The organism is Deefgea piscis, assembly GCF_019665785.1.
Taxonomy (GTDB): Bacteria; Pseudomonadota; Gammaproteobacteria; order Burkholderiales; family Chitinibacteraceae; genus Deefgea.
The window spans coordinates 1,106,532-1,128,735 of record NZ_CP081149.1 but is presented as its reverse complement, the minus strand read 5'-3'; the positions used below and the strand labels follow the sequence as shown (position 1 = coordinate 1,128,735).

17 protein-coding genes are annotated in these 22,204 nt (G+C 44.4%); 6 read left to right on the top strand and 11 right to left on the bottom strand.

The genetic code is table 11. The features are described 5' to 3' along the window. Positions 1–111 precede the first annotated feature (111 nt). From K4H25_RS05280 to rluC, 9 genes are all read right to left on the bottom strand, one after another. Positions 112–1,023, bottom strand: coding sequence for a diguanylate cyclase (locus tag K4H25_RS05280; RefSeq protein ID WP_255588065.1), 912 nt, complete (start codon positions 1,021–1,023; stop codon positions 112–114). Beyond that, entirely contained in the window at positions 1,016–3,982 is a 2,967-nt protein-coding gene (locus tag K4H25_RS05275) for a tetratricopeptide repeat-containing hybrid sensor histidine kinase/response regulator (protein ID WP_221022329.1), read from the bottom strand. The genes K4H25_RS05280 and K4H25_RS05275 overlap by 8 nt, the downstream gene beginning before the upstream one ends. Next, positions 3,975–5,456, bottom strand: a complete 1,482-nt coding sequence (locus K4H25_RS05270) for a hypothetical protein (protein ID WP_221022328.1) — start codon at positions 5,454–5,456, stop codon at positions 3,975–3,977. The genes K4H25_RS05275 and K4H25_RS05270 overlap by 8 nt, the downstream gene beginning before the upstream one ends. Further along, complete coding sequence (locus tag K4H25_RS05265) at positions 5,440–6,930, bottom strand: tetratricopeptide repeat protein (protein WP_221022327.1); 1,491 nt, start codon at positions 6,928–6,930, stop codon at positions 5,440–5,442. Before K4H25_RS05265 ends, K4H25_RS05270 begins: the two co-directional genes overlap by 17 nt. Before the next feature lie 399 nt (positions 6,931–7,329). Beyond that, complete coding sequence (gene motD, locus K4H25_RS05260) at positions 7,330–8,100, bottom strand: flagellar motor protein MotD (protein WP_221022326.1); 771 nt, start codon at positions 8,098–8,100, stop codon at positions 7,330–7,332. Positions 8,101–8,109: 9 nt separating this feature from the next. Continuing rightward, positions 8,110–9,042: a S49 family peptidase gene (locus K4H25_RS05255; RefSeq protein ID WP_221022325.1), complete on the bottom strand. Its 933-nt coding sequence runs from the start codon at positions 9,040–9,042 to the stop codon at positions 8,110–8,112. Further along, positions 9,035–9,391, bottom strand: a complete 357-nt coding sequence (locus K4H25_RS05250; RefSeq protein ID WP_221022324.1) for a Rieske (2Fe-2S) protein — start codon at positions 9,389–9,391, stop codon at positions 9,035–9,037. The genes K4H25_RS05255 and K4H25_RS05250 overlap by 8 nt, the downstream gene beginning before the upstream one ends. Further along, positions 9,384–10,040 (bottom strand): HAD-IA family hydrolase, encoded by a 657-nt coding sequence (locus K4H25_RS05245; protein WP_221022323.1) that lies wholly within the window; start codon positions 10,038–10,040, stop codon positions 9,384–9,386. Before K4H25_RS05245 ends, K4H25_RS05250 begins: the two co-directional genes overlap by 8 nt. After that, complete coding sequence (gene rluC / locus K4H25_RS05240; RefSeq protein ID WP_221022322.1) at positions 10,040–11,002, bottom strand: 23S rRNA pseudouridine(955/2504/2580) synthase RluC; 963 nt, start codon at positions 11,000–11,002, stop codon at positions 10,040–10,042. Before rluC ends, K4H25_RS05245 begins: the two co-directional genes overlap by 1 nt. A 626-nt stretch (positions 11,003–11,628) precedes the next feature. Here rluC and K4H25_RS05235 point away from each other — a divergent pair. The 4 genes from K4H25_RS05235 to K4H25_RS05220 all read left to right on the top strand — a co-directional run bounded on the left by K4H25_RS05235 (position 11,629) and on the right by K4H25_RS05220 (position 17,335). Continuing rightward, positions 11,629–14,550, top strand: coding sequence for an Rne/Rng family ribonuclease (locus K4H25_RS05235; RefSeq protein ID WP_221022321.1), 2,922 nt, complete (start codon positions 11,629–11,631; stop codon positions 14,548–14,550). 137 nt (positions 14,551–14,687) lie between these two features. Next, positions 14,688–15,512 (top strand): HDOD domain-containing protein, encoded by an 825-nt coding sequence (locus K4H25_RS05230; RefSeq protein ID WP_221022320.1) that lies wholly within the window; start codon positions 14,688–14,690, stop codon positions 15,510–15,512. A gap of 144 nt (positions 15,513–15,656) precedes the next feature. Next, positions 15,657–16,409, top strand: a complete 753-nt coding sequence (locus tag K4H25_RS05225; protein WP_221022319.1) for a basic amino acid ABC transporter substrate-binding protein — start codon at positions 15,657–15,659, stop codon at positions 16,407–16,409. A 128-nt stretch (positions 16,410–16,537) separates the two neighbouring features. Then, positions 16,538–17,335 (top strand): amino acid ABC transporter permease, encoded by a 798-nt coding sequence (locus tag K4H25_RS05220; protein WP_182076492.1) that lies wholly within the window; start codon positions 16,538–16,540, stop codon positions 17,333–17,335. Positions 17,336–17,386: 51 nt separating this feature from the next. Here K4H25_RS05220 and K4H25_RS05215 read toward each other — a convergent pair whose 3' ends face one another. After that, the gene (locus K4H25_RS05215; protein WP_221022318.1) at positions 17,387–18,781 is read right to left on the bottom strand and encodes a UDP-glucose dehydrogenase family protein; all 1,395 of its coding nucleotides are present in this window, start codon (positions 18,779–18,781) and stop codon (positions 17,387–17,389) included. Between the two features lie 188 nt (positions 18,782–18,969). Beyond that, positions 18,970–19,338 (bottom strand): Mth938-like domain-containing protein, encoded by a 369-nt coding sequence (locus K4H25_RS05210; protein WP_221022317.1) that lies wholly within the window; start codon positions 19,336–19,338, stop codon positions 18,970–18,972. Between the two features lie 167 nt (positions 19,339–19,505). Between K4H25_RS05210 and K4H25_RS05205 the strand changes: the two genes are divergently transcribed. Together K4H25_RS05205 and K4H25_RS05200 are read left to right on the top strand one after the other, a co-directional pair. Beyond that, positions 19,506–20,750 carry a pyridoxal phosphate-dependent aminotransferase gene (locus K4H25_RS05205; RefSeq protein ID WP_221022316.1) on the top strand — a complete coding sequence of 415 codons (1,245 nt, stop codon included), beginning with the start codon at positions 19,506–19,508 and terminating at the stop codon, positions 20,748–20,750. A gap of 70 nt (positions 20,751–20,820) precedes the next feature. Continuing rightward, positions 20,821–22,134: a homoserine dehydrogenase gene (locus K4H25_RS05200; protein ID WP_221022315.1), complete on the top strand. Its 1,314-nt coding sequence runs from the start codon at positions 20,821–20,823 to the stop codon at positions 22,132–22,134. Positions 22,135–22,204: the final 70 nt, after the last annotated feature.

Below are 22,204 nucleotides of genomic sequence, written 5' to 3'. Positions count from 1 at the left end.
ACAAATCAATACCCAGTCCAGAGTTTGTACGCTGCGCGCCAATACGCCACTACTTTAAATGATCAGATTGCCGATCACGCTTGGCTGTGGCACTCAACGAAATTGAACACTTTAAAGAAAATGCACACTCGCATGACGGACTTGATTGCGGCCCTGATCTTTGGCCGCATACAAGGCCTTATCCGCATTCATCAACAATTGAGCATGTTGAATGCGGCTAGCAGTGCTCGAAGTTGCAATCCCAATACTGACCGTCACACACGTTGTGACGGCACTATTTAAGTGTGGAATTTGCAAAGCCTCAATACTACTGCGAATTCGCTCAGCGATTTGCAGTGCTAATTCCTGATCCGCATTTTCCAGCACACAACAAAATTCTTCGCCACCATACCGAGCCGCGACATCGGTCACTGAACGTAATGAAGATTGAATCACCCCAGCAACTCGCTGCAAACAAACATCGCCTGAAATATGGCCATATAAATCGTTATATTGTTTAAAAGAATCCACATCTATTAATAAAATCGACAATGGCTGAGTCAGCCGCAATGATCGATCTTGCACTTGATCTAGCAATTCAAACAAACGACGGCGATTGGCCATTCCCGTTAATACATCGGTTTGTGATAACACCCGAAGTAAATCTTTAGTCCGCTTTAGCTCTAAATGATTGTGCACCCGAGCACGAACAATTGAAGCATTAAATGGCTTAATAATATAATCAACAGCCCCCGCCTCTAAACCTCGAGTTTCTTGCTCTGGAGATGATAGAGAACTAATAAAAATAATTGGGATATCCCTAGTTTCTAACTTGGATTTGATAATCTCACAAAATTTAAACCCATCGACCTCTGGCATCATGATGTCGAGCAAAATCAGCTCAGGTAGCTTACGCTCGATATGACTTAAAGCTTGCTCAGCACTCAAAGCAAAATGTACATCGTACTCATCGCCCAAGACTTCACCCAGCGTCTCTATCGTATTCATTTGATCATCTACTACTAAAATAAAAGCCTCATCCATTAATAATCACCTCGTCCACTGGCATGGGGATTCTTTGATTTAATGCTGCTAATGCAGCGGGATAATCCAATTTTTCTAAGGCGCTAGTCACATCGACCAACAAATTAAATTTTGATTCGGGCAATTCTGCCAACAAAGCCAATAGTAATTTCCTAGCACGTAAACTGTTATTCTTCAATGCTGTTTGCAATCCTAAAGCTGTGGTTAAACAGCTTTTTGGTAACAGACCCTCAGCTTGAATCAAAGTGCTGGACATTGACTCAAGCTCAATTAGCGGCAATATTTTATTCTTCGCACGGAACCATGCTTGTTCTAGCTCATAAAATTCCGGGAGAGTCTTTATTGTTTGCTTCTGCTGCTGAAATAATGCTTGTTCTAAGTCACTGGCGGTACGATAAAAATCCATTAAACCTAATGTGCCAGAGACACCACGCATTGCATGAATTTTTTCAATATAATCATCCAAATGATCGATATGCTTCAGCTGACTGATTTCATCAAAAAATTGCTGATTTTCAGTAAAAAAATGCAACAACCATCTCTGATAACGCGATAAATTGCCATTCAAGCGATCTAGAGCCTCGTCAACCGCAACACCCAAATCTGTGAGATGCTCTATCCATTGCAAGGCTGGCGCTGATAATGATTTTTTTAAATTAGCAAGATTTTGATCCGCAGTTATTTGCATTAATGGTAATGAAACACCGCGTTGTAATTGATAATGAATAGCTTGGTTTAAAGCCTGATGTAAACCTCGAGAAGAAACAGGTTTGGTTAAGTAATCATTCATACCAATAGCCATGCCTTCATTTTGCTCTTTAGCTGTGGCATTGGCCGTTAAGGCGACGATATAAACATCAGGGTCTTTAACTCGATATTGTAGATTCCCCCCTTCACGAATTAAACGTGTCGCAGTCATCCCATCCATAATTGGCATACGCCAGTCCATCAAAACAACATCAAAATTCATTTCAGACAATGCCCGTAATGCCTCTTCACCATTATCAACTACGGTCAGTGAAAGATTCATTTCTTCAAGCAATGCACGCACAATGAGTTGATTGGTTTCAATGTCTTCAGCATACAATACTTTTATTTTATAATTTAACGGCAGCAATGGGGTTTCATATTTTGATAATTCCATAGGTACATCTGCAATCGGCAATGGAATTTCAATTCTAAAATGACTACCCTCATTCGGTGCACTAGTCACCCCCAGTGAGCCATCCATCAAATCAATTAAACCACGACAAATTGATAACCCTAAGCCTGTACCACCATATTTACGAGTTGTTGACGTATCAGCCTGCTCAAACTTTTGAAATAAACGACCAATCGTCATTTCATCCATGCCAATGCCAGTATCACTAATTAGTATCTTAACTTGCTCGTGATCCCGATATGCCGTAATGGTCACTGAGCCCTGTTCGGTAAATTTAATTGAATTACCAATTAAATTAAATAATATTTGCCGAATCCGAGTCGGATCGCCCAAGCAGCCAGCCGGACTAAATCTAGAAATATTTAAAATAAAAGTAATACCCTTTTCTTCGGCACGCGCAGTAAAAAAATCAACGACTTGATGTAATAATTTAATTAAATCAAATGGGATTGACTCAATCGATAGTTTCCCTGATTCAATTTTTGATGCATCAAGAATATCATTAATTATTTCCAATAATAATTCTGCATTTTCTAAACCCATCCGCACTTGAGTACGAGTCGCAGGACGCAATTCTTTTTGTCCCCCTGCCAAACGTAACATGCCAATCACCCCCGACAATGGCGTTCTAATTTCATGACTAATTAACGCTAGAAAATCACTTTTTGCCTGGTTAATCGCAATTAAAGTATTTTTTTCTGCGAGATGTTCTGCTTGCTGTCGAATACTTTCATTTAAAATATTTTGCTTTTGCTGCTCAGACTTTAATAATTTCAATCGCATTTCCATGCGTGAGATTTTACGCATAGTGCTACTTTCTATTTGGGTAAAGGTTCTCTCTTTGGCTAATTTAATCGCTAACTCGGTATGGCGCTCATACAAAGTCAGAGCCAATTCAAACTGCCCCATATGCTCATAAACCGCAGACTGAATTCGACTCGCTTTCATTTCTTGATGCTGTGAGCCCCCTTGATAAGCTGCATCAAGTGCATGTTGCGATTCAACTAAAGCAACCTGCATATCACCTTGCAATAAGGCCACTTCAGCTATTCCCAGCTGTCCCATTACAGTAGACCAAGCATAATGATGGCGTTGAGACAAAGTAATCGTCTGTAAAAAGCTTTGCTTTGCTTCGTTGTATCGCCCCAAGCCCAATTGTGCAAAACCTGAATGCAGGATTGCTTCACTCATCATCCCTGCATCATTAGTTTGTGGATAAAGTGCTCGGCATGATGCTAAATGCTGCAAGGCTAATTCATGCTGTGCTAATCGTTGATAATCATGACCTAACCATAAATGCAGCATCATTAGTAATTGGTCATCATTTAATTCTTGAACATAGTCATACGCAATTTTATGATGCCGCAAAGATTCTTCAGCCATGTCAAAATACAAATAAACACCACCAATTCCTACATAGGCCTTTATATAATGCACAATAGAATGTTGATCGAGTGCGAGCTCAAGGCACTGCCCCCAAGTACTTAATGCATTATTTAAATCACCCAAAATGTAATAAACTTTACCTAGACATTCATAAATATCTAACAGTAATGAATCTAAATTTAATTTCACTACAATTTTTAAAGCTGATTCTAATGTTTGTCTAGCAGAAATATAATTTCCGGTTTTTTCAAATGCCTCGCCACGTAAAAACAATGCTTGGGCCAATATTGTTTCATTATCTACTTCTTGGGCTTGCTCGATCAATTTCTCTGACAACGCCAAGGCTTGCTGAAAATTATGTTTTCTAAACTGTTTTTGCTGTGATAATAAATTTGCAAGTTGCTCAGACATACTCCAGCTCCTTTTTCAATAAAACATCAACCTGTCTAAGCATGGTTTCATTTGCAAGCTGTAGTTTAAATTTAACTTTAATCTTATCCTTACCATATCGCTCCCAAGGTAAATTTTCTATCGCCATAGCTAAAGACTGAGCAAATTCCATTAAAATATAACTCGATTCTTTTGGGTAAATAATATAACGATAAGGTGGTACAAAAATCCATAAATCACTCAGCGCACAATAATCATTAAGTAATATTGAAATACGCTGTTCAATAACAGAGTCAATCAGCAAATCAAATACAAGTTCAATAACTCGATCACTAAAATCAGCCGACTCACATCGCAATCGAAATTGTCGCAAGTGCTGTAATGACACACCAGGTACAACCCAACCGGCTAATTTTTCAAATTTAATATGGGTTCTAACCAGTAAAGCCCTGGCTTTATCCAAACGATTTAAATTTAATCTAAAACCTTTTTCACCAATTTCATTCGTAATATGACGTATAGCTTGTCTTTCATAAGCACGTAACACACTTAAAGCTGATAAATAATCACCATTTTCACGATAGGCTTGATAAAGTAAATAATTCAACCTAGCATCTAAGTCATTGTGATTAATATCTTTTAATATTTTTTTTGCATTCAATAAAACAGGGGAAATATCAGTTAATTTATTCATACCCCGCAAACACTCGCCATAATTAATGACGGAGATGCAATATCCCCACGTCATTTTGTAATGATTTGCTATAGCCACAGCGCTTTCAAAGTAAAAAATAGCCAACTCATGACTGCAATTATTCCAATATGAAATTGCATATCCATTACAAATTTGCACTAACCATGTCATATCACCATGTGCTAATGCATAAGGTTCTATTCTAGCAAGCAAAACTAAAGCCGCATCATAACGCCCAGCAAGTAACAAACCTTCCATCAAAAAAATACCACTTTTTGCGATTAATTTATTACTATGAATTGATTCAGCCAACTTCAAACCATTACGCATTAAAACGTCTGCGTTTTCATTTTGGCCTAAATGATAATAAACCATTGATGCATTTAAATACGCCTCGACACCATACTCGAGCTGAGTCAATTCCAATGCTAAGTCAATTGTTTTAACCCAAACTTCAATAGCATACGTGTATTTATAATTTCTTTCTAAAGCGACCCCAAGCCACAACATACAAAAAGGTAGGTGCTCGATATCTTTATTTTTTTCAATTAATTTTTTTGCTTTTTGTAGTATCGACAATGCTTTAAAATTCTCATCAAATGCTAATAAAATTCGACCATAAATAGCATATGCATAACCAAGCCAAGGATGCTCTTCATACTTACATCGTTGTATTAAATTCTCACATAAATCACGACTGTCGGATCCAGCACTCCAGTAAGCTTTCTCGACATCAAAAAAATGAGCTTCAATAGACTGAGAGAAGGCTAATTCATCTGTTTTATTAGATAAATAATTCATTTTTTTGACCCCCATCTTCCAAAGGCAAAAGAAATTCAATTGCAGACTGAAGTGGAATCAATTGTATTTTAACTTCAGGTGGATTTAATCCATGCCAGCGCCATGGGAATCCATTGATTATTTTTTCTAATTGATGCAATGCCAGCGATGAATTAATATAGGCTTGATCTGGAATAATTAAATATGCAAAGTTGGGTAGCTTGGTCCAAGTTGATTCAGCAAGGCAAAATTCTCTTAATAAAGCATTCATTTTTTGCAAATACAAACCAGTTACATACAATAAACCGAGTAACTGAACATGAATAACTTCAACTGAATTTGATGCACTTGAACATTTCAGCTTAAACTGCTGATAACGAACTCTTGATTCTCCAGGTGAAATCAAATCAAGCATATGCTCAAAATTTTTTCTGGTTGTAATTATTTTTTTTCTTGACCGATCTAATCTTGATAAATTTAAAGCACTTCCCTTCAAGCCATGCAACAAATGATCAGATAACAATGACTCAGAAAATTGTTTATATTTTTTTATTTCAAACAAAGCCGACTCAAAATCACCAATATGTTTATATGCACAAAGCAATAACTTTGCACTTTTCTGCCTTACATTACCATAATCAAATTGACTAATACCCTCAACAGACACCTCTAAACAATCAATGGCCTCTTCATATCGATTTTGTTGAATAAGAAACTCTCCATATTTCAACAAGGTTAATGATTTCGCCCACAATGCATGATTAAATTTTGAAATGGCCAACATTGATTCGAAATAAACTTCAGCCAATTCATTTTCATTTATCCCCGCATATGCAGTAGCAATATTAACTCCCGCTTCAACAACCCATGTCATATCACCATATTGGAGTGAGCTTGATTCTATTTGATTAAGTATATAAAGTGCACTAGCATGATCGCCAGATTCGATTAAATAATTAGATAAAAAAATACCACTTTTTGTTATTTGTTTATGGTCATTCAACAAAACAGCGAGGCGATAACCAATAATTAAAATTTCTTTTGATGCATCATATTGCTCTGCAAAATAGTATATTTGACTTATATTGACATAAGATTCAATCGCAATACTAATCTGTGAATACTCTAATGCTAATTCTACGGCATAGGTAAAATCTTCAACGGCAATAACATGGCGCTTCAAATTAAGATTGCATTGACCACGCCATAGATAGGCCTCTGCTTTTAATTCAAACAATGAATGACTTTGAATTATTTTTAATGTTTGTGTTATGGCATAAAGAGCTGCATGATATTGCCCTTTGCCCCATAGCATTTTGCTATGCAGTAAGTGCATTTTTGTTAAGTGAAGGGCTGATGGTTCTATTTGCTTACAACGTGCCAATAAGGCACAACTTGCCACATAAGCTTGCTCAAGATCGAATAAAAATAACTCCTCAAGCTGCTGAAAAAAAAATGGCAGCTGGTCATTACTTGCCGATGAAAAATCCTGCAAAGCTCACTCCTTAGCACGCAACCTACATCAATATGTCTACAATCAGATTAGTTGCTTAATTTTAAAATTGCGAGAATTGTCACAATTCAAAGCAAAAAATTAATTGCTTAGAAATATTTAAGAAAGGATTTGATTTGAGCTGATGATTTAATACACCGGCAGCAATGCTTTTGAATGCACTAAATCGCTTGAATAAAAGCTGTCGCTAAATTTAGTTTGATCCTCACCACGACGAGGCCTTATGCCCGTTTTAGTGAGGAAAAAATTAAGGAGGAAGAGGGAAATTACAGATGGACTAAACCGTGTTTAGTCATGAATCAGTGCGCTAGCAATCTACAAGCGACTCGAAAACATAAGAAAATCATCGCCGATAGGCATCAGCAAAACACGATATACAAACTAAGGATTGCTCGGCAAAATGGCAACCTCATCTTTGTTATCCGCTAAAATATTTAAAGTTACACGCCGATTTTTAGCTCGCCCTTGCACTGCATCGTTGGTATCCATTGGCCGAAATTCACCAAAACCAATTGCCGCCATTCTTTGCGGCGCAACGCCTGCTTGCTCAAATAAACGCACTACACTCGAAGCACGGGCAGCCGAAAGTTCCCAATTGCTTGGAAATTGCCCCGCTCGAATCGGTTGGTTATCAGTATGACCTTCCACTTGAATTAAGTTATCGCTGCCCTTTACTAAATCAGCGATCGCCCTTAAAGCGCCTTCCGAACTAGCTTGTAAGTCTGCGCGTCCAGTGTCAAACAAAATAGAGTCACTGATTTCAACGGCAATTCCACGTTTTGACTGAGTCACTTTCACTTTGCCCTGATCGATCAAACTCCCCAATGATTCACGCAAGTCATTGGCCATACCTTTCATTTTTTGAGTTTGTTGCTCAAGCTTAGGATTGCTTGGACTAGTTTGAGGCGCCAACTTAATTTGTTGCGGACTACCCTTGATGGCTTGATTGTCTAGCTGCACGGCGGGGGGATTTTGCTGCGGCTTGAAGGCATCGACCAAGGAATTGGAAAGTACTTTGTACTTGCCTTCGTTCACCGATGAAATCGCATACATCACCACAAAAAAAGCAAACAACAGCGTTATAAAGTCAGCATAAGAAACCAGCCATCTTTCATGATTTTCGTGCTCTTCATGCCGTTGTTTGCGTGCCATAACGCCTACTTATTTAATTTGTAAACCAAGATGACTGCTAAATGTCGTTGCTGCAGCAACCCCGAGTTGACGCGCCAAGCGATCGGCATAGGTCGGCTGTGGCGTAAAATCAACGATGTTATCGACTTTTACAATGTCACGCGCCACACTTTCAACTGAGCCTAAACCATCGACTAAACCAAGTTTTACGCCAGTTTCACCCGACCAAACCAGACCCGAGAATAAATCTGGGTTGTCGGCCAATTTTTTACCGCGCCCAGCTTTAACAACACCTATGAATTGCTGATGGATTTCATCGAGCATGCCAAGGGCGCGCTCTTTTTGCTCAACGCTTTGCGGTGAAAACGGATCTAAAAAGCCTTTATTGGCCCCAGCTGTGAGTAAGCGACGCTCAATCCCGACTTTTTCCATCGCGCCAGTAAAACCAAAACCATCCATCAATACGCCAATCGAACCGACAATCGATGCCTTGTCCGCATAAATTTGTTGCCCTGTTACTGCTGCGTAATAACAACCCGAAGCGCATATATCTTCAATCACCACATAAAAAGGCGTTTGTGGGTGCAGTTTTTTAAGTCGCTGAATTTCATCGTGCATCATGCCCGCTTGAACTGGACTACCACCAGGGCTATTGGCACGCAAAATAACTGCTTTGGTATTTTTGTCTTCAAACGCGGCGCGTAAACCCTCGGTAATCAATGCACTGGTCACCTCGCCACCGGCGGCAATGGTTCCTTGCAAATCAACCACAGCAGTATGGGCTTTCATGGTGGCTTTATCAGCATCTTTGCCTAGCCAGCCCATCAACAAAGCCAAGATGAGGAATAAATAGCTAAAGGTCAGTAACTTAAAGAAAATCCCCCACCGACGCGCACGGCGCTGCTCTTTAATTGAGGCACCGAGCACCTCTTGCAAAACACTACGCTCTTGCGCTTCATTCATTGCTATTTCCTTCCTCTATCAGCCAGATGGCCTCATCTTGTTCATATACCGCAATAGATCGCAATTGCTGACCGACACATGGGCCACCTAAACATAGACCATTGCGGGGGTTGTAATAAGCACCATGCATAGAGCAAATCAAATACTGTCGGCTCAAGTCAAACACATCGCCTAGATTGTAATCGAGTTCAATTGGAATATGCGCACACTCATTCAAATAGCCGTACACCGCCCCCTGAAAACGAATCAATATGGCTTTACGTTCTCGCCCTTGCTGCATCAAAACAAAGCGAAACGCCAAGCCACATTCAAGCACATCCGTCGAAACGCAAATTTTGCGTTTAACCATGCGCCAAAATCCAATCAGTCAATCGACCAAAATCATCAAAATGGGCTAAAGGTTGTAACGGTAATAAATCATGTAATGGATGCGCACCATAACTTAATGCCACACTGGCCGTGCCGGCATTGATTGCCAACTGCAGATCATGCGTTGTATCGCCAATCATTAAAGTACGGTGGCCTTCGATATCGCATGCTTCAAGAATGTATTCCAACATCGCAGGGTGTGGCTTAGAAAAAGCCTCATCTGCAGTGCGGCTCACCTCAAAAAATGGCGCCAAACCCGTTGCGGCTAACACGCGATCTAAACCAGCGCGTGACTTTCCGGTAGCAACAGCCATTCGAAACCCAGCGGCTTGTAAACGTAGCAAGCCTTCTTCAACACCAGAGTAAAGTTGTAACTCATGGTCTTGAGATAAAAAATGACCACGATAGGCATCGACAATACGCTGAATTTGCTCAGCATTTAATTCTGGCCCCAAGTATTGCATCGCTTCATGTAAACCATAACCAATGACAAAGCGTGCATCTTTATCACTCGGTTCTGCCAAACCCACATCGCGAAATGCACGTTGAATCGAGCGTGCAATCATCCCAGTACTATCCATCAAGGTGCCGTCCCAGTCGAACACCAATAAATCAAATTGTCGGCTCATTATTTTCCTTGAGAATTCAATATATCTAAATAAGATTGCAACTCTACGGGCAAAGGCGCTTCAAGCACCATTCGCTCTCCCGTTAATGGGTGATCCAAACTTAAACGCCAAGCATGTAAAAACATCCGTTTTAAGCCATGTCGAGCGACTGTTTTATTGACGGTGGCATCGCCGTATTTATCGTCACCTAAAATCGCATGGCCACTAGCAGACAAATGCACCCGAATTTGATGGGTGCGACCCGTTTTAAGTTCACATTCAAGCAAACTGGCTTGATCTGGCCACACTTGCTTGCGGTTTACTGTTGTCTGAGACGTTAAACCATCGCTATGCACTTTAACTCGGCGCTCACCTTCTGGGGTTTCATACTTGAGTAGCTTAAATTTCACATGACTACGCTCATTCGGCCAAACACCTTCAACCAAGGCGAGGTAACGCTTATCAATCCGGTGGTTTTCACGCAACACTTCATGCATTTTAACTAAAGCACTGCGCTTTTTAGCCACCAACAATAAACCAGAGGTATCTCGATCCAAGCGATGCACCAATTCTAAGAATTTGGCTTGCGGCCTTTGCGCACGCAAAAGTTCAATCACACCAAAGCTAATTCCAGAACCGCCATGCACAGCCATCCCTGACGGTTTATTTAAAACAATCAAGGCATCATCTTCAAAAACAACAGGGATTTGTACTGCCTGTGCAGCACCAGAAACAGTCGCTGGCACCGCTGCTTTCTCGGCAACGCGTACCGGTGGAATGCGAATCACATCATTCGCAGCAATGCGATAAGTCACATCTACCCGCCCCTTATTCACTCGAATTTCACCCGAGCGAACAATGCGGTAAATATGGCTTTTAGGTACTCCTTTCAACATTTTTAATAAAAAATTATCGAGCCGTTGACCGGCATCTTCTGCTTCGATCGTCACGAAAGTGACAGACGCTTTGCTAGTCTCGGACATATTGACATATACTCTGTGACGCGCTGCAATTTGCAGCAAGTTGTGGCCGCTTTAAGTTAAATACTTAAAGACTGGGGTGGCAACGCAATTTAGGTATTAATGAAAAAATACTGCTAAATTGCCCGTGGTGAGGCTTTACCAAAGCGCACCACCGATCTAATTACAAGTTCCGCTCTTTGACCGCAAGCTCAGCCTTATCAGCTGACGAATTCTTTCCCGCCGTAGATAAAAATACTTTATCTGCCAACTCCATATTTGGAGCTGATGCGCGGGGCTCGTCATGCCAGAGAGGTGACGCCGGTTTTCAGAGTCGGAGAACGGTTATAACGCTCACCGTAGCATCAAGCAGCGATGGTAATTGATTTATTACATTAGTGCACTGACCGGATTGATTCACACTAAGTTGTCTAAAACAAAGAAACTTAGGGTATAGCTAGACAGACCTCATAATGATTATTGTGGAGAACGATACCCAGTTCCTAAGCCGCAACATCTAGCCATTTTGTTAGCTCCCGCAGATTTAATTTAAGCTGCGCCAGATAGCATGGCTGCTATTGCGCCGAATTGACGTCTTCATCACCCTGTTGATTTGCACTCAATCTGAGCAGTGTGCGCCGGAGCCTTACATGAAGCGCATGCTATTTAACGCAACACAAGCTGAAGAGCTACGTGTTGCGATTGTCGACGGTCAAAAACTGATCGACCTCGACATCGAAACCGTTGGTAAAGAACAACGTAAATCCAATATCTACAAAGGCGTCATCACTCGCATCGAGCCATCGCTTGAAGCGTGTTTCGTTGACTACGGTTGCGACCGTCACGGCTTTTTGCCATTTAAAGAAATTGCTCGCTCATATATGGGTGATGGCGAAGGTGGCCGTGGCCGCGTCGCCGGCAATCTTTCTGAAGGCCAAGAAGTCATCGTTCAAGTCGAAAAAGACGAACGCGGCAATAAAGGCGCAGCTCTCACTACCTACATAAGCTTGGCAGGTCGTTATTTAGTTTTGATGCCAAATAACCCGCGTGGCGGCGGTGTTTCTCGCCGTATCGAAGGCGAAGAGCGCAATGAATTGCGCGCAGCGATGGATCAACTCGATACACCAGTGGGCACCAGCCTCATTGCGCGTACTGCTGCCATTGGCCGCAATGCCGAAGAATTGCAGTGGGATCTCTCTTACCTATTGCAACTGTGGCGCGCCATCGAAGACGCAGCAACTAAACAAACTGGCGCATTCTTGATCTATCAAGAATCTAGCTTGGTGATTCGCGCCATCCGCGATTACTTCCAACCGGATATTGGTGAATTACTCATCGACAAACGTGACATCTACGAGCAAGCCCAGCAGTTTATGGCGCACGTAATGCCAGGCAGCGCGCACAAAGTAAAATTCTATCAAGATGATGTGCCACTGTTTTCACGCTTTCAAATCGAGCATCAAATTGAAACCGCTTATTCGCGTGAAGTGAGCCTGCCATCAGGCGGCGCCATCGTACTCGATCGCACTGAAGCTTTATGGTCGATCGACGTCAACTCGGCCAAAGCGACTCGCGGTGGCGACATTGAAGAAACTGCGGTGCGCACCAATCTTGAAGCGGCCGATGAAATCGCTCGCCAAATGCGTTTGCGTGACGTAGGTGGTTTGATCGTGATCGACTTTATCGACATGGAAAACCCGAAAAACCAACGCGAAGTAGAAAACCGTGTTCGTGAAGCGCTGCATCACGACCGTGCTCGCGTACAAACTGGCAAAATTAGCCGCTTTGGCTTGCTGGAGTTGTCGCGTCAACGTTTGCAACCATCGCTTGAAGAAACCAGCCACATGGCCTGCCCACGCTGCCACGGCACAGGTTTCATTCGCGGTATTGAATCATCGGCATTGCACATCTTGCGCATCATTCAAGAAGAAGCAATGAAAGAAAACACCGGCGCAATCCACGCGCAAGTGCCAGTTGATGTCGCCACATTCTTGCTCAATGAAAAACGTGCTGAATTGTTCGCGGTCGAAGATCGCCTCAAAGTCGGCGTGATTTTGATTCCAAATACGCACCTAGAAACGCCAAACTACAGCATCACGCGTTTACGCCATGATGATGTCAGTCAACTTGAAGACATCCTGCCTTCTTATCGCATGGTTGAACAACCGACTGATGAAGGCTATCAGCCAGCCAAAGCCAAAGAAGAGCAAGCCAAACGTCAAGAGGCAGCAGTAAAAGGCATCACACCGTCACAACCAGCTCCTGCGACTTCGGAGCGTCCAACTCGCCAACCCGCACCGACAGTGCAAGTCTCGTTATGGCAAAAAATTGTTTCATGGTTTAGTGCTACGCCAGAAGTGGCTAAAGCTGAAGAGGTTAAGCCAGCACCACGTCCACAACGCGGCCGCAATGAGCAACGCCGCAATCGTAACGAAGCACGTCCGGATAATCAGCGCGGTGAAACGCGTGATGCAAATCGTGATCGCACCGATCGTAATGCACGTCCAAGCAACAAGCCGCGCATTGAAGAAGATTTGCAAAAACGTGACAATCAAAACCGCACCGAAAAAGCGGAACGACCTGAGCGCGCCGAGCGCCCAGAACGCCAGCCACGTCCGGAGCGCCAACCTCGTGCAGAACGTACGCCGCGCAATGAGCAACGCAGTGAAACACTTAAAGCCGATTTGGCTGCAGTTACCACGGCACCAGAAAACGCGGCGATAGCGGCCACCGATAGCAACGCAGAAACGCGTAGCCGTCGTCGCCGTGGTCGTCGTGATCGTCGCGACCGCACTGATGTTGAAACTACAGTTGTTGAAAACACTGCAATTGCGACTGAAACACCAGCAACTGAAGTTGAAGTGATTAAGACAAGCACAGCGGAACAAGCTGTTCCGGCACCAATCGCCACCGCACCAGTAGTGGCTGAGGCTGTCACGCCAGCGCCTGTAGCTCCGACTCCTGCTGTTGCTCCAGCTCCAGCTCCTGCTGCTGCTGCTGCTGCTCCAGCACCTGTCGTTACTCCAGCACCTGTTGTGGCTCCGGCTCCTGTCGTTACTCCTGCACCTGTTGTGGCTCCGGCTCCTGTAGCGGCCGCTGCTTCGGTTACAGTAACCTCAACACCAGAAGTCGCTGAAGAACGAGTTGTCGCTAAACCAGCGATGCAACAAGCTGCTGCAAGTGAATCCGTTGCTGCAACGCCAGCTATGCACAAAGAAGTCGTAGCTAGTGTGACGACAAGCAATGCAGCTCCTGCTGTTGAAGCCAACACCGCCCTTCTAGAGACAAGTAATTTAACGCAAGTCGCAACGCGTCAAACTACAGCACCTCAAGCCGAGGCCGTGATCAATACGACTGCGACGCGTCGACGCAATGCCGTAGCTAAACCAGTCATCATCAATGAAGCTATTGAGTTAAAAATGGTTGAAACCGTCACAACAGTGGCCATAACAAGCGCTGTTGATGTTCAACCAGCAAAAACAGTACGTCGCCGCCGCGATGTTGCTGCAGAAACTCAGGCCAAAAACATTAGCGCTGATGGTTTATCTCAAATCGAGACTCATCAAGACTAATCATTCACAGCCACAATCGCCAAAAGCCGTACTCAATCAATGAGTACGGCTTTTTTACGTTTGAAACTGGCATAGTGATTTCTGGTGTTCTAGTATGACTAGGCGTTACCGACAAAAATACACTGGGAGTAAGACCAATGAAATTAGAAGAAGTCTTTGAGCAAACTCACAAGTTACCCACCATCCCTAAAGTCGTTCAGGAACTGATCGACAGCTTTAGTAAAGATGATATCGACATTGACAGTATTGCGAAAAAAATCTCGCAAGATCAGGTTATTACCGCCAAAGTCCTGCGCCTTGCTAACTCAGCACACTTTGGCGCTAGCCGCCAAATTGGCTCGGTTCAAGAAGCGGTCGTCGTTTTAGGTTTTAATACGGTTCGTACTCTGGTGGTGGCCTCTGGTATTACCGGTGCATTTGTCGCAACACCAGGCTTTGATCGTAAATTATTCTGGAAAAACAGCCTCTCAGTCGCCACGATTTGCAAATGGTTAGCCAAGCAAGCCAAAATTAATGCTGAGGTCGCCTTTACGTGCGGCATGATTCACAATATTGGTGAAATGCTCATCCATATTATTGCGCCAGAAATCGCCGTTAAAATCGATAAATTTGTTGAAAGCGGTGGTGATCGTGTCTCACTGGAGGCCAATAATATTGGATTTGACTATGTCATGGTCGGAGAAGAGCTGGCTAGACGCTGGAACTTCCCTGTCGAAATCCAATTAGCAATTCGCGGTCAAAATTCACCACTCAGCCAAGAACCAATCAGTAAACTCACTGCAGTACTGTTTTTAGCCAAATTAATTACCGTTTTAACCACAGAAAAAACCAGCATCGAAGAGCTCGCCGAACAAATTCCAGATTCAGTTTTAGTTGAGACTGGCATCAATAAAGACGAGCTATTCTTTAAGCTTTCTGAATTGTCTGAACTATCAAGTGGCATGGATGAGATCATTGGTTAAAACCGTGCGATCGTCATAAACCTAGGGATAATCCTGATTATATTGAACTTTAAAGCTTACTAGCATCTGGGCAGCGTGAGAATTTTGTGTATTTCATATACAATTCTCGTCCTGCCCTTTTTCTTGTTGTACCTGGAGATAATAATGAATACAAAAAAACTAGGTTTTCTTGCTAGTGTTCTGTTTGCCAGTCTGATGTTCAGTACACATGCCAATGCAGCAAAAGTATATCAAGTTGCCACTGATGCAGCTTATGCACCCTTTGAGTCACTCAACAGCAAAAAAGAAGTGGTTGGATTTAGTGTTGACATTCTTGAGGCCATTGCCCAAAAAACAGGAATGAAAATCAAATTCATTAATACACCATGGGAAGGTATTTTTGCCACACTGCCCAATGGTGATCGTGACATGGTCATTTCATCAGTCACCATTACGCCTGAACGCAAACAATCAATGGACTTCTCAGAGCCTTACTTTGAAGCCAAACAATTGATTGCAGTAAATAAAAAAAGCAAAGTAAGTAAATTTACTGATTTAAAAACCATCAAAGTCGGTGTACAAACGGGTACAACAGGCGATGAAGTGATTCAAAAATTGCAGGGCAAAACCAGCCCAAATATCAAGCGATTTGAATCAACGCCCCTGGCCATCAAAGAATTGGAAAACGGCGGTGTAGATGCCGTTGTTGCAGATAATGGTGTCGTTGTAAACTTTGTTTCAAACAATCCAAAATCGAATTTAAAAATCATCGATGATGCCACTTTTGCCAAAGAGTATTATGGTATTGCGGTGAAAAAGGGTAACAAAGCCTTGATCGAACAAATCAATAAAGGCTTGGCCGCGATCAAGGCCGACGGCACCTACGACAAAATCTACGCCAAGTACTTTGGTAAATAAGCGAATCAGCAGCAGTCACTTAGCATTCGTTTAAGTTTGATCCGTTGAACTCGCATTAAGCATCAACCCTAGAAGCGCACCGCTGAACGGTCGCGCTTCTTTTTCTTCTGTATCAAATAGGTATGACCATGGATTTCATCACGATTTGGCAACAAATCCAACAAACAGCACCGCTCCTTGAGAATTTCCAACTACAAATTGTTTGGGAATATCGAGATCTATTTATTGACGGCGCCAAAATGACGCTCGGTATCACCTTAGTTGCGGTGACCGTGGGCACCTTAATTGGTCTATTTGCCGGCATGGCTCGATTGGCTGAAGTGAAGCATGGTGTCTGGAAATATCCAGTCAAACTCTTATTACGCTGGCCAGCGACTGCTTACGTGACTTTTTTTCGTGGCACGCCGCTATTCGTACAAATTTTATTGACTCACTTTGCCGTGATGCCGTTATTGGTTCATCCCGATACTGGTATTTTGCTCAGCGGTGATATGGCGGCCACATTACGCCAAGAATATGGTGCATTTTTATCCGGCCTCGTCGCACTCACATTAAATGCTGGCGCTTATATTACCGAGATTTTCCGTGCGGGGATTCAATCGATTGCCAAGGGGCAGTTTGAAGCTTCTCGCTCACTGGGTATGTCCTACGGGCAGACCATGCGCTTTGTCATTATTCCACAAGCCTTCCGCCGCATGTTGCCACCACTAGGCAATGAAGCCATTATGCTCGTAAAAGACAGCTCCTTAGTTTCTGCGATTGGTTTGGCGGAATTGGCCTATGCCGCACGTACCGTTGCGGGCGCTTATTCTCGCTACTGGGAGCCGTATCTCACCATCTCATTTATCTACTTAATCATGACCTTGGTGCTCGCCGCCGGTGTTAGCCACTTAGAAAAACGCTACCAGCAAAGCGGTGGTATGTAAGAGCTCAACTGCGGTTGATCGTTGCCTGCGCCACGATCAACCGCGATTGAATCAAGCCATATTCAATGCGTCATATTCAGATGGCTGCGCCATCAATGCGCGGGCAATCGATGCCGGATAAATTTGTTCCCGTCCAATCGGATAATACTCAAACCCTTGCTTTGCCAAATACTGTGGCTCGTACAGATTTCGCCCATCAAAAATAATCGCCTGCGACAATAGCGCCTTCATTTCAGCAAAATCTGGACTACGAAACGCTTTCCACTCGGTCATCACCACTAAAGCGTCGGCTTGCTTGAGCACGGCCAGAGGGCCTTCACCATAATGCAGCCCAATTGCATTAGGCATTACTCGCTGCGCCTCGCTCATCGCTACGGGATCATACGCAGCAATCGTCGCGCCTTGCGCCAATAGATACTCAATCAATACACGGCTGGGTGCATCGCGCATATCATCGGTATTGGGCTTAAAGGCCAACCCCCATAATGCAAAATGCATCCCGGTTAAATTGCCGGCAAAACGCTGATTGATTTTATGAATAATGACTGATTTTTGCGCTAAATTGGCATGCTCAACCGCGGCCAACACGCGCAACTGAATGCCGTTTTCATTGGCGGTACGCTGCAAAGCTTGTACGTCTTTGGGAAAGCACGAGCCGCCATAACCCACGCCGGCGTATAAAAAATGGTAGCCAATGCGAGGATCAGCACCGATCCCTTTACGCACCAACTCAATATCGGCACCTAAAATTTCAGCTAAATTGGCCAATTCATTCATCAATGAGATGCGCGTCGCCAACATGGCATTGGCCGCATATTTGGTCATTTCAGCCGAACGAAGATCCATCAATAAAATTCGATCATGATTGCGCACAAACGGCGCGTATAAAGCATGCAATAAATCGCTCGCGGTCTCATCATTACAGCCAATCACAATCCGATCTGGCCGCATAAAATCATCAATCGCCGCCCCTTCTTTTAAAAATTCGGGGTTGGCAACGACCGCAAAACTTGAATTTAAACCACGGAGCGCCAACTGAGCCGCAATCACTGCTCGAACTTCATCGCCAGTCCCGACGGGCACCGTTGATTTATTCACAATCACTTTATAGGTATTCATATGGCGGCCAATATGGTTGGCGGCCGCAATGACGTATTGCATATCGGCCGAACCATCTTCATTGGGTGGCGTGCCCACCGCAATAAATTGAATCGTGCCATGCGCGACGGATTCAGCAATATTAGTTGTAAAGCGTAATCGAGAGGCGGCACGATTGCGCTTAATCATTTCCTCTAAGCCCGGCTCGTAAATAGGTACACCGCCTTGATTGAGCAACTCAATTTTGCTCGTATCCACGTCCAAACACAGCACATCATTGCCGTACTCAGCCAAACACGTTGCCGTCACCAAGCCAACATAACCCGAGCCAATAACCGTCACTTTCATTTTATTTCCCCAATCAGGGTGAAAATCGGATGACTTACAAGAAATATTTTGTGGGTATGAAGACCTAAGGCATACACATATTGAACTACAAACAGATACCTAATCAAAAACCAAACAACAATCCGCGATAGCAATCACCCCACGCAATGAAAGTAACAGATAGATCTTACCAATTAATGACAATTGAATTAGCTATGCAAAACCAAGGCCAGGACACGGCGATCTTCTGCTGTCAGCACATTAAAAGTGCGGCACAGTGCGCCGGTATCCATCATATCAATCCCAATCCGTCGACTAGAGAGCGCGGCATACAGCTGTGGATGAGGAAATTGAATCTTGCTCCCCGTGCCTAGCAGCACCAGCTCAGGCTCGTATCCCAGCAACTCAGCAAAATCTTCTGCAGTTAAATCGGCAAACGACGTCGGACGCCATGTATGAATCTCATTGGGCAGCACCAATACGCTGCCTTCAAAACGCTCATCGTTCACCTTGACACCCGTGGTGTCATACGCAGTAAATTGATTCACATTTTTTACTTTGGATTGATGCAGCTTCATGCGCAAATGCCTATTTAAGTGATTTTGCTCGATTCTACCAAAGCCGCCTGCGTCTAAAGCGCAAAAATACGTGCGAACTGTGCATTTAATACACGTAGATGACCATTTCCCTCATTCTTTCGTTAGAATACGGGGTTTCCCTGAAAAACCTTTGCGCAGGCCATACGATGGAAGCCATCCTCAAGTCCAACAAATTATTGAACATCTGCTACGAAATCCGTGGACCGATTCCAGAGCGAGCGCGGCAGATGGAAGAAGAAGGCCATCGCATTATCAAACTCAATATTGGCAACTTGGCCAACTTTGGTTTTGATGCGCCCGAAGAAGTCGTGCAAGATGTGATTCGCAATTTGGCCAATGCCGCCGGCTATGTGGATTCCAAAGGTTTATTCCAAGCCCGCAAAGCCATCATGCATTACACCCAACAAAAAAATATCGCCGACGTGACCGTTGACGATATTTATATTGGTAATGGCGCGTCTGAACTCATCGTGATGAGTATGCAAGGCTTACTCAATACCGGTGATGAAGTATTGGTGCCGATGCCAGACTATCCGCTGTGGACCGCAGCAGTCAGCCTCGCAGGCGGTACGCCACGGCATTACCTCTGCGACGAGGCCGATGGTTGGATGCCATCGATCAGCGATATGCGCGCCAAAATTACGCCAAAAACGCGGGCGATTGTGGTGATCAACCCGAATAATCCAACCGGCGCGCTGTATCCAAACTCGGTACTGCTCGACATCATTGCGCTGGCGCGTGAGTTTGGCCTGATTATTTATGCCGATGAAATTTACGATAAAGTGCTTTACGACGGTGTCAGCCACACCTCAATCGCTTCGCTGGCCGATGATGTGCTGTTTGTCACGTTTAATGGTTTGTCGAAAAACTACCGCGCTTGTGGCTATCGCTCCGGTTGGATGATTGTTTCTGGCGAAAAACATCGTGCCAAAGACTATATCGAAGGCCTGAATATGCTGGCAACGATGCGTTTGTGTGCCAATGTGCCATCGCAATACGCCATCCAAACCGCGCTCGGCGGCTATCAAAGCATTGATGATTTAGTGTGCGAAGGCGGCCGTTTAGCCAAACAACGCGATTTGGCTTATAACATGCTCAGTGCCATGCCCGGCGTTTCGGTCGTTAAGCCGCAAGCCGCGCTGTATATGTTCCCCAAGCTCGATCCGGTAATTTACCCGGTGAGCGACGATCAGCAATTTATGCTCGAATTGCTACAAGATGAAAAAGTACTCCTAGTCCAAGGCACAGGCTTTAACTGGCCACAACACGATCACTTTCGCGTAGTTTTTCTGCCTAATTTGGACGACCTCACCGATGCTCTCAATCGCGTCGCCCGCTTTTTAACGCAATGGCGTAAACGCCATGGCACGGGTGAGTTTGCTGCAAAATAATCGTAGGGTGGGTCTGCCACCCGCTAATAAACCGTCGGGTTTCGCTAACCCGAGCGACAAGGGAAGTAAAATGAAAGCAATCAACGTTGGCCTGTGTGGCGTAGGAACAGTCGGTGGCGGTACCGCCACCGTTTTAAAACGTAACGGTAATGAAATTGCCCGCCGCGCTGGCCGCCCTATCGTCATTACGATGGCCGCCAATCGCGACTTAGATCGCGCACGCGAATTAGTGGGTGACGATGTACTACTCACCGACAATGCGATGGATGTAGTAAACAATCCCGATATCGACATTGTCGTAGAACTCATCGGCGGCACCACCGTTGCCAAAGATCTAGTTCTAGCTGCGATTGCCAATGGCAAACACGTGGTGACAGCCAATAAAAAACTCATCGCCGAATACGGCAATGAAATTTTTGCCCTCGCCCAAGAAAAAGGCGTCATGGTCGCCTTTGAAGCCGCCGTCGCCGGTGGTATTCCAGTGATTAAAGCACTGCGCGAAGGCTTAACCGCCAACCAAATCGAATGGGTGGCCGGCATTATCAACGGTACATCCAACTTTATCCTGACTGAAATGCGCGATAAAGGCTCGGCCTTTGCTGATGTCTTAGCCGAAGCGCAGCGCCTCGGTTACGCCGAAGCCGACCCGACCTTCGACATCGAAGGCCACGACGCCGCGCACAAGCTCACCATCATGAGCGCGATTGCTTTTGGCATTCCAGTTCAGTTCGACAAAGCGTATTTAGAAGGCATCAGCAAACTCGACGCCGCTGATATTAAATACGCCGCAGAACTCGGCTATCGCATCAAATTACTTGGCATGACTCGCCGTCGCCCGAACGGCATTGAATTGCGCGTGTCACCAACGTTAATTCCGGCTGGCCGCTTGATCGCCAATGTCGACGGCGTAATGAATGCCGTATTGGTCAAAGGCGACGCAGTGGGCGCAACCATGTATTACGGCCCAGGCGCTGGCGCAGAACCAACCGCCTCATCGGTGATTGCCGACTTGGTCGACATCACTCGCCTGCATACAGCCGATCCAGAACATCGTGTACCCCATCTGGCGTTCCAACCGTCGCAAATCGCCAATCTGCCGATTTTGCCGATCGACGAAGTAGAAACTTGCTATTACCTGCGCTTAACCGCCAAAGACTTACCCGGCGTGTTGGCCGATGTCACTGGTATTTTGGCTGAAGGGCAAATCTCGGTCGATGCCATGCTGCAAAAACCCGCAGCGGCTGCTGGCGGAACTGCTGAGATCATTATCGTGACGCACGTCGCGATCGAAAAAAATATCAACATCGCCATCGCCAAAATCGAAAGCCTCGCCAGTACGCATGGCAAGGTAGTGAAATTGCGTTTGGAGCATTTGAACGGTTAATTGCATCGTAGGGCGTATTCGACGCGAAGCGGCAATACGCCGAATGAAGTGGATTTTTAATGCATGGTGG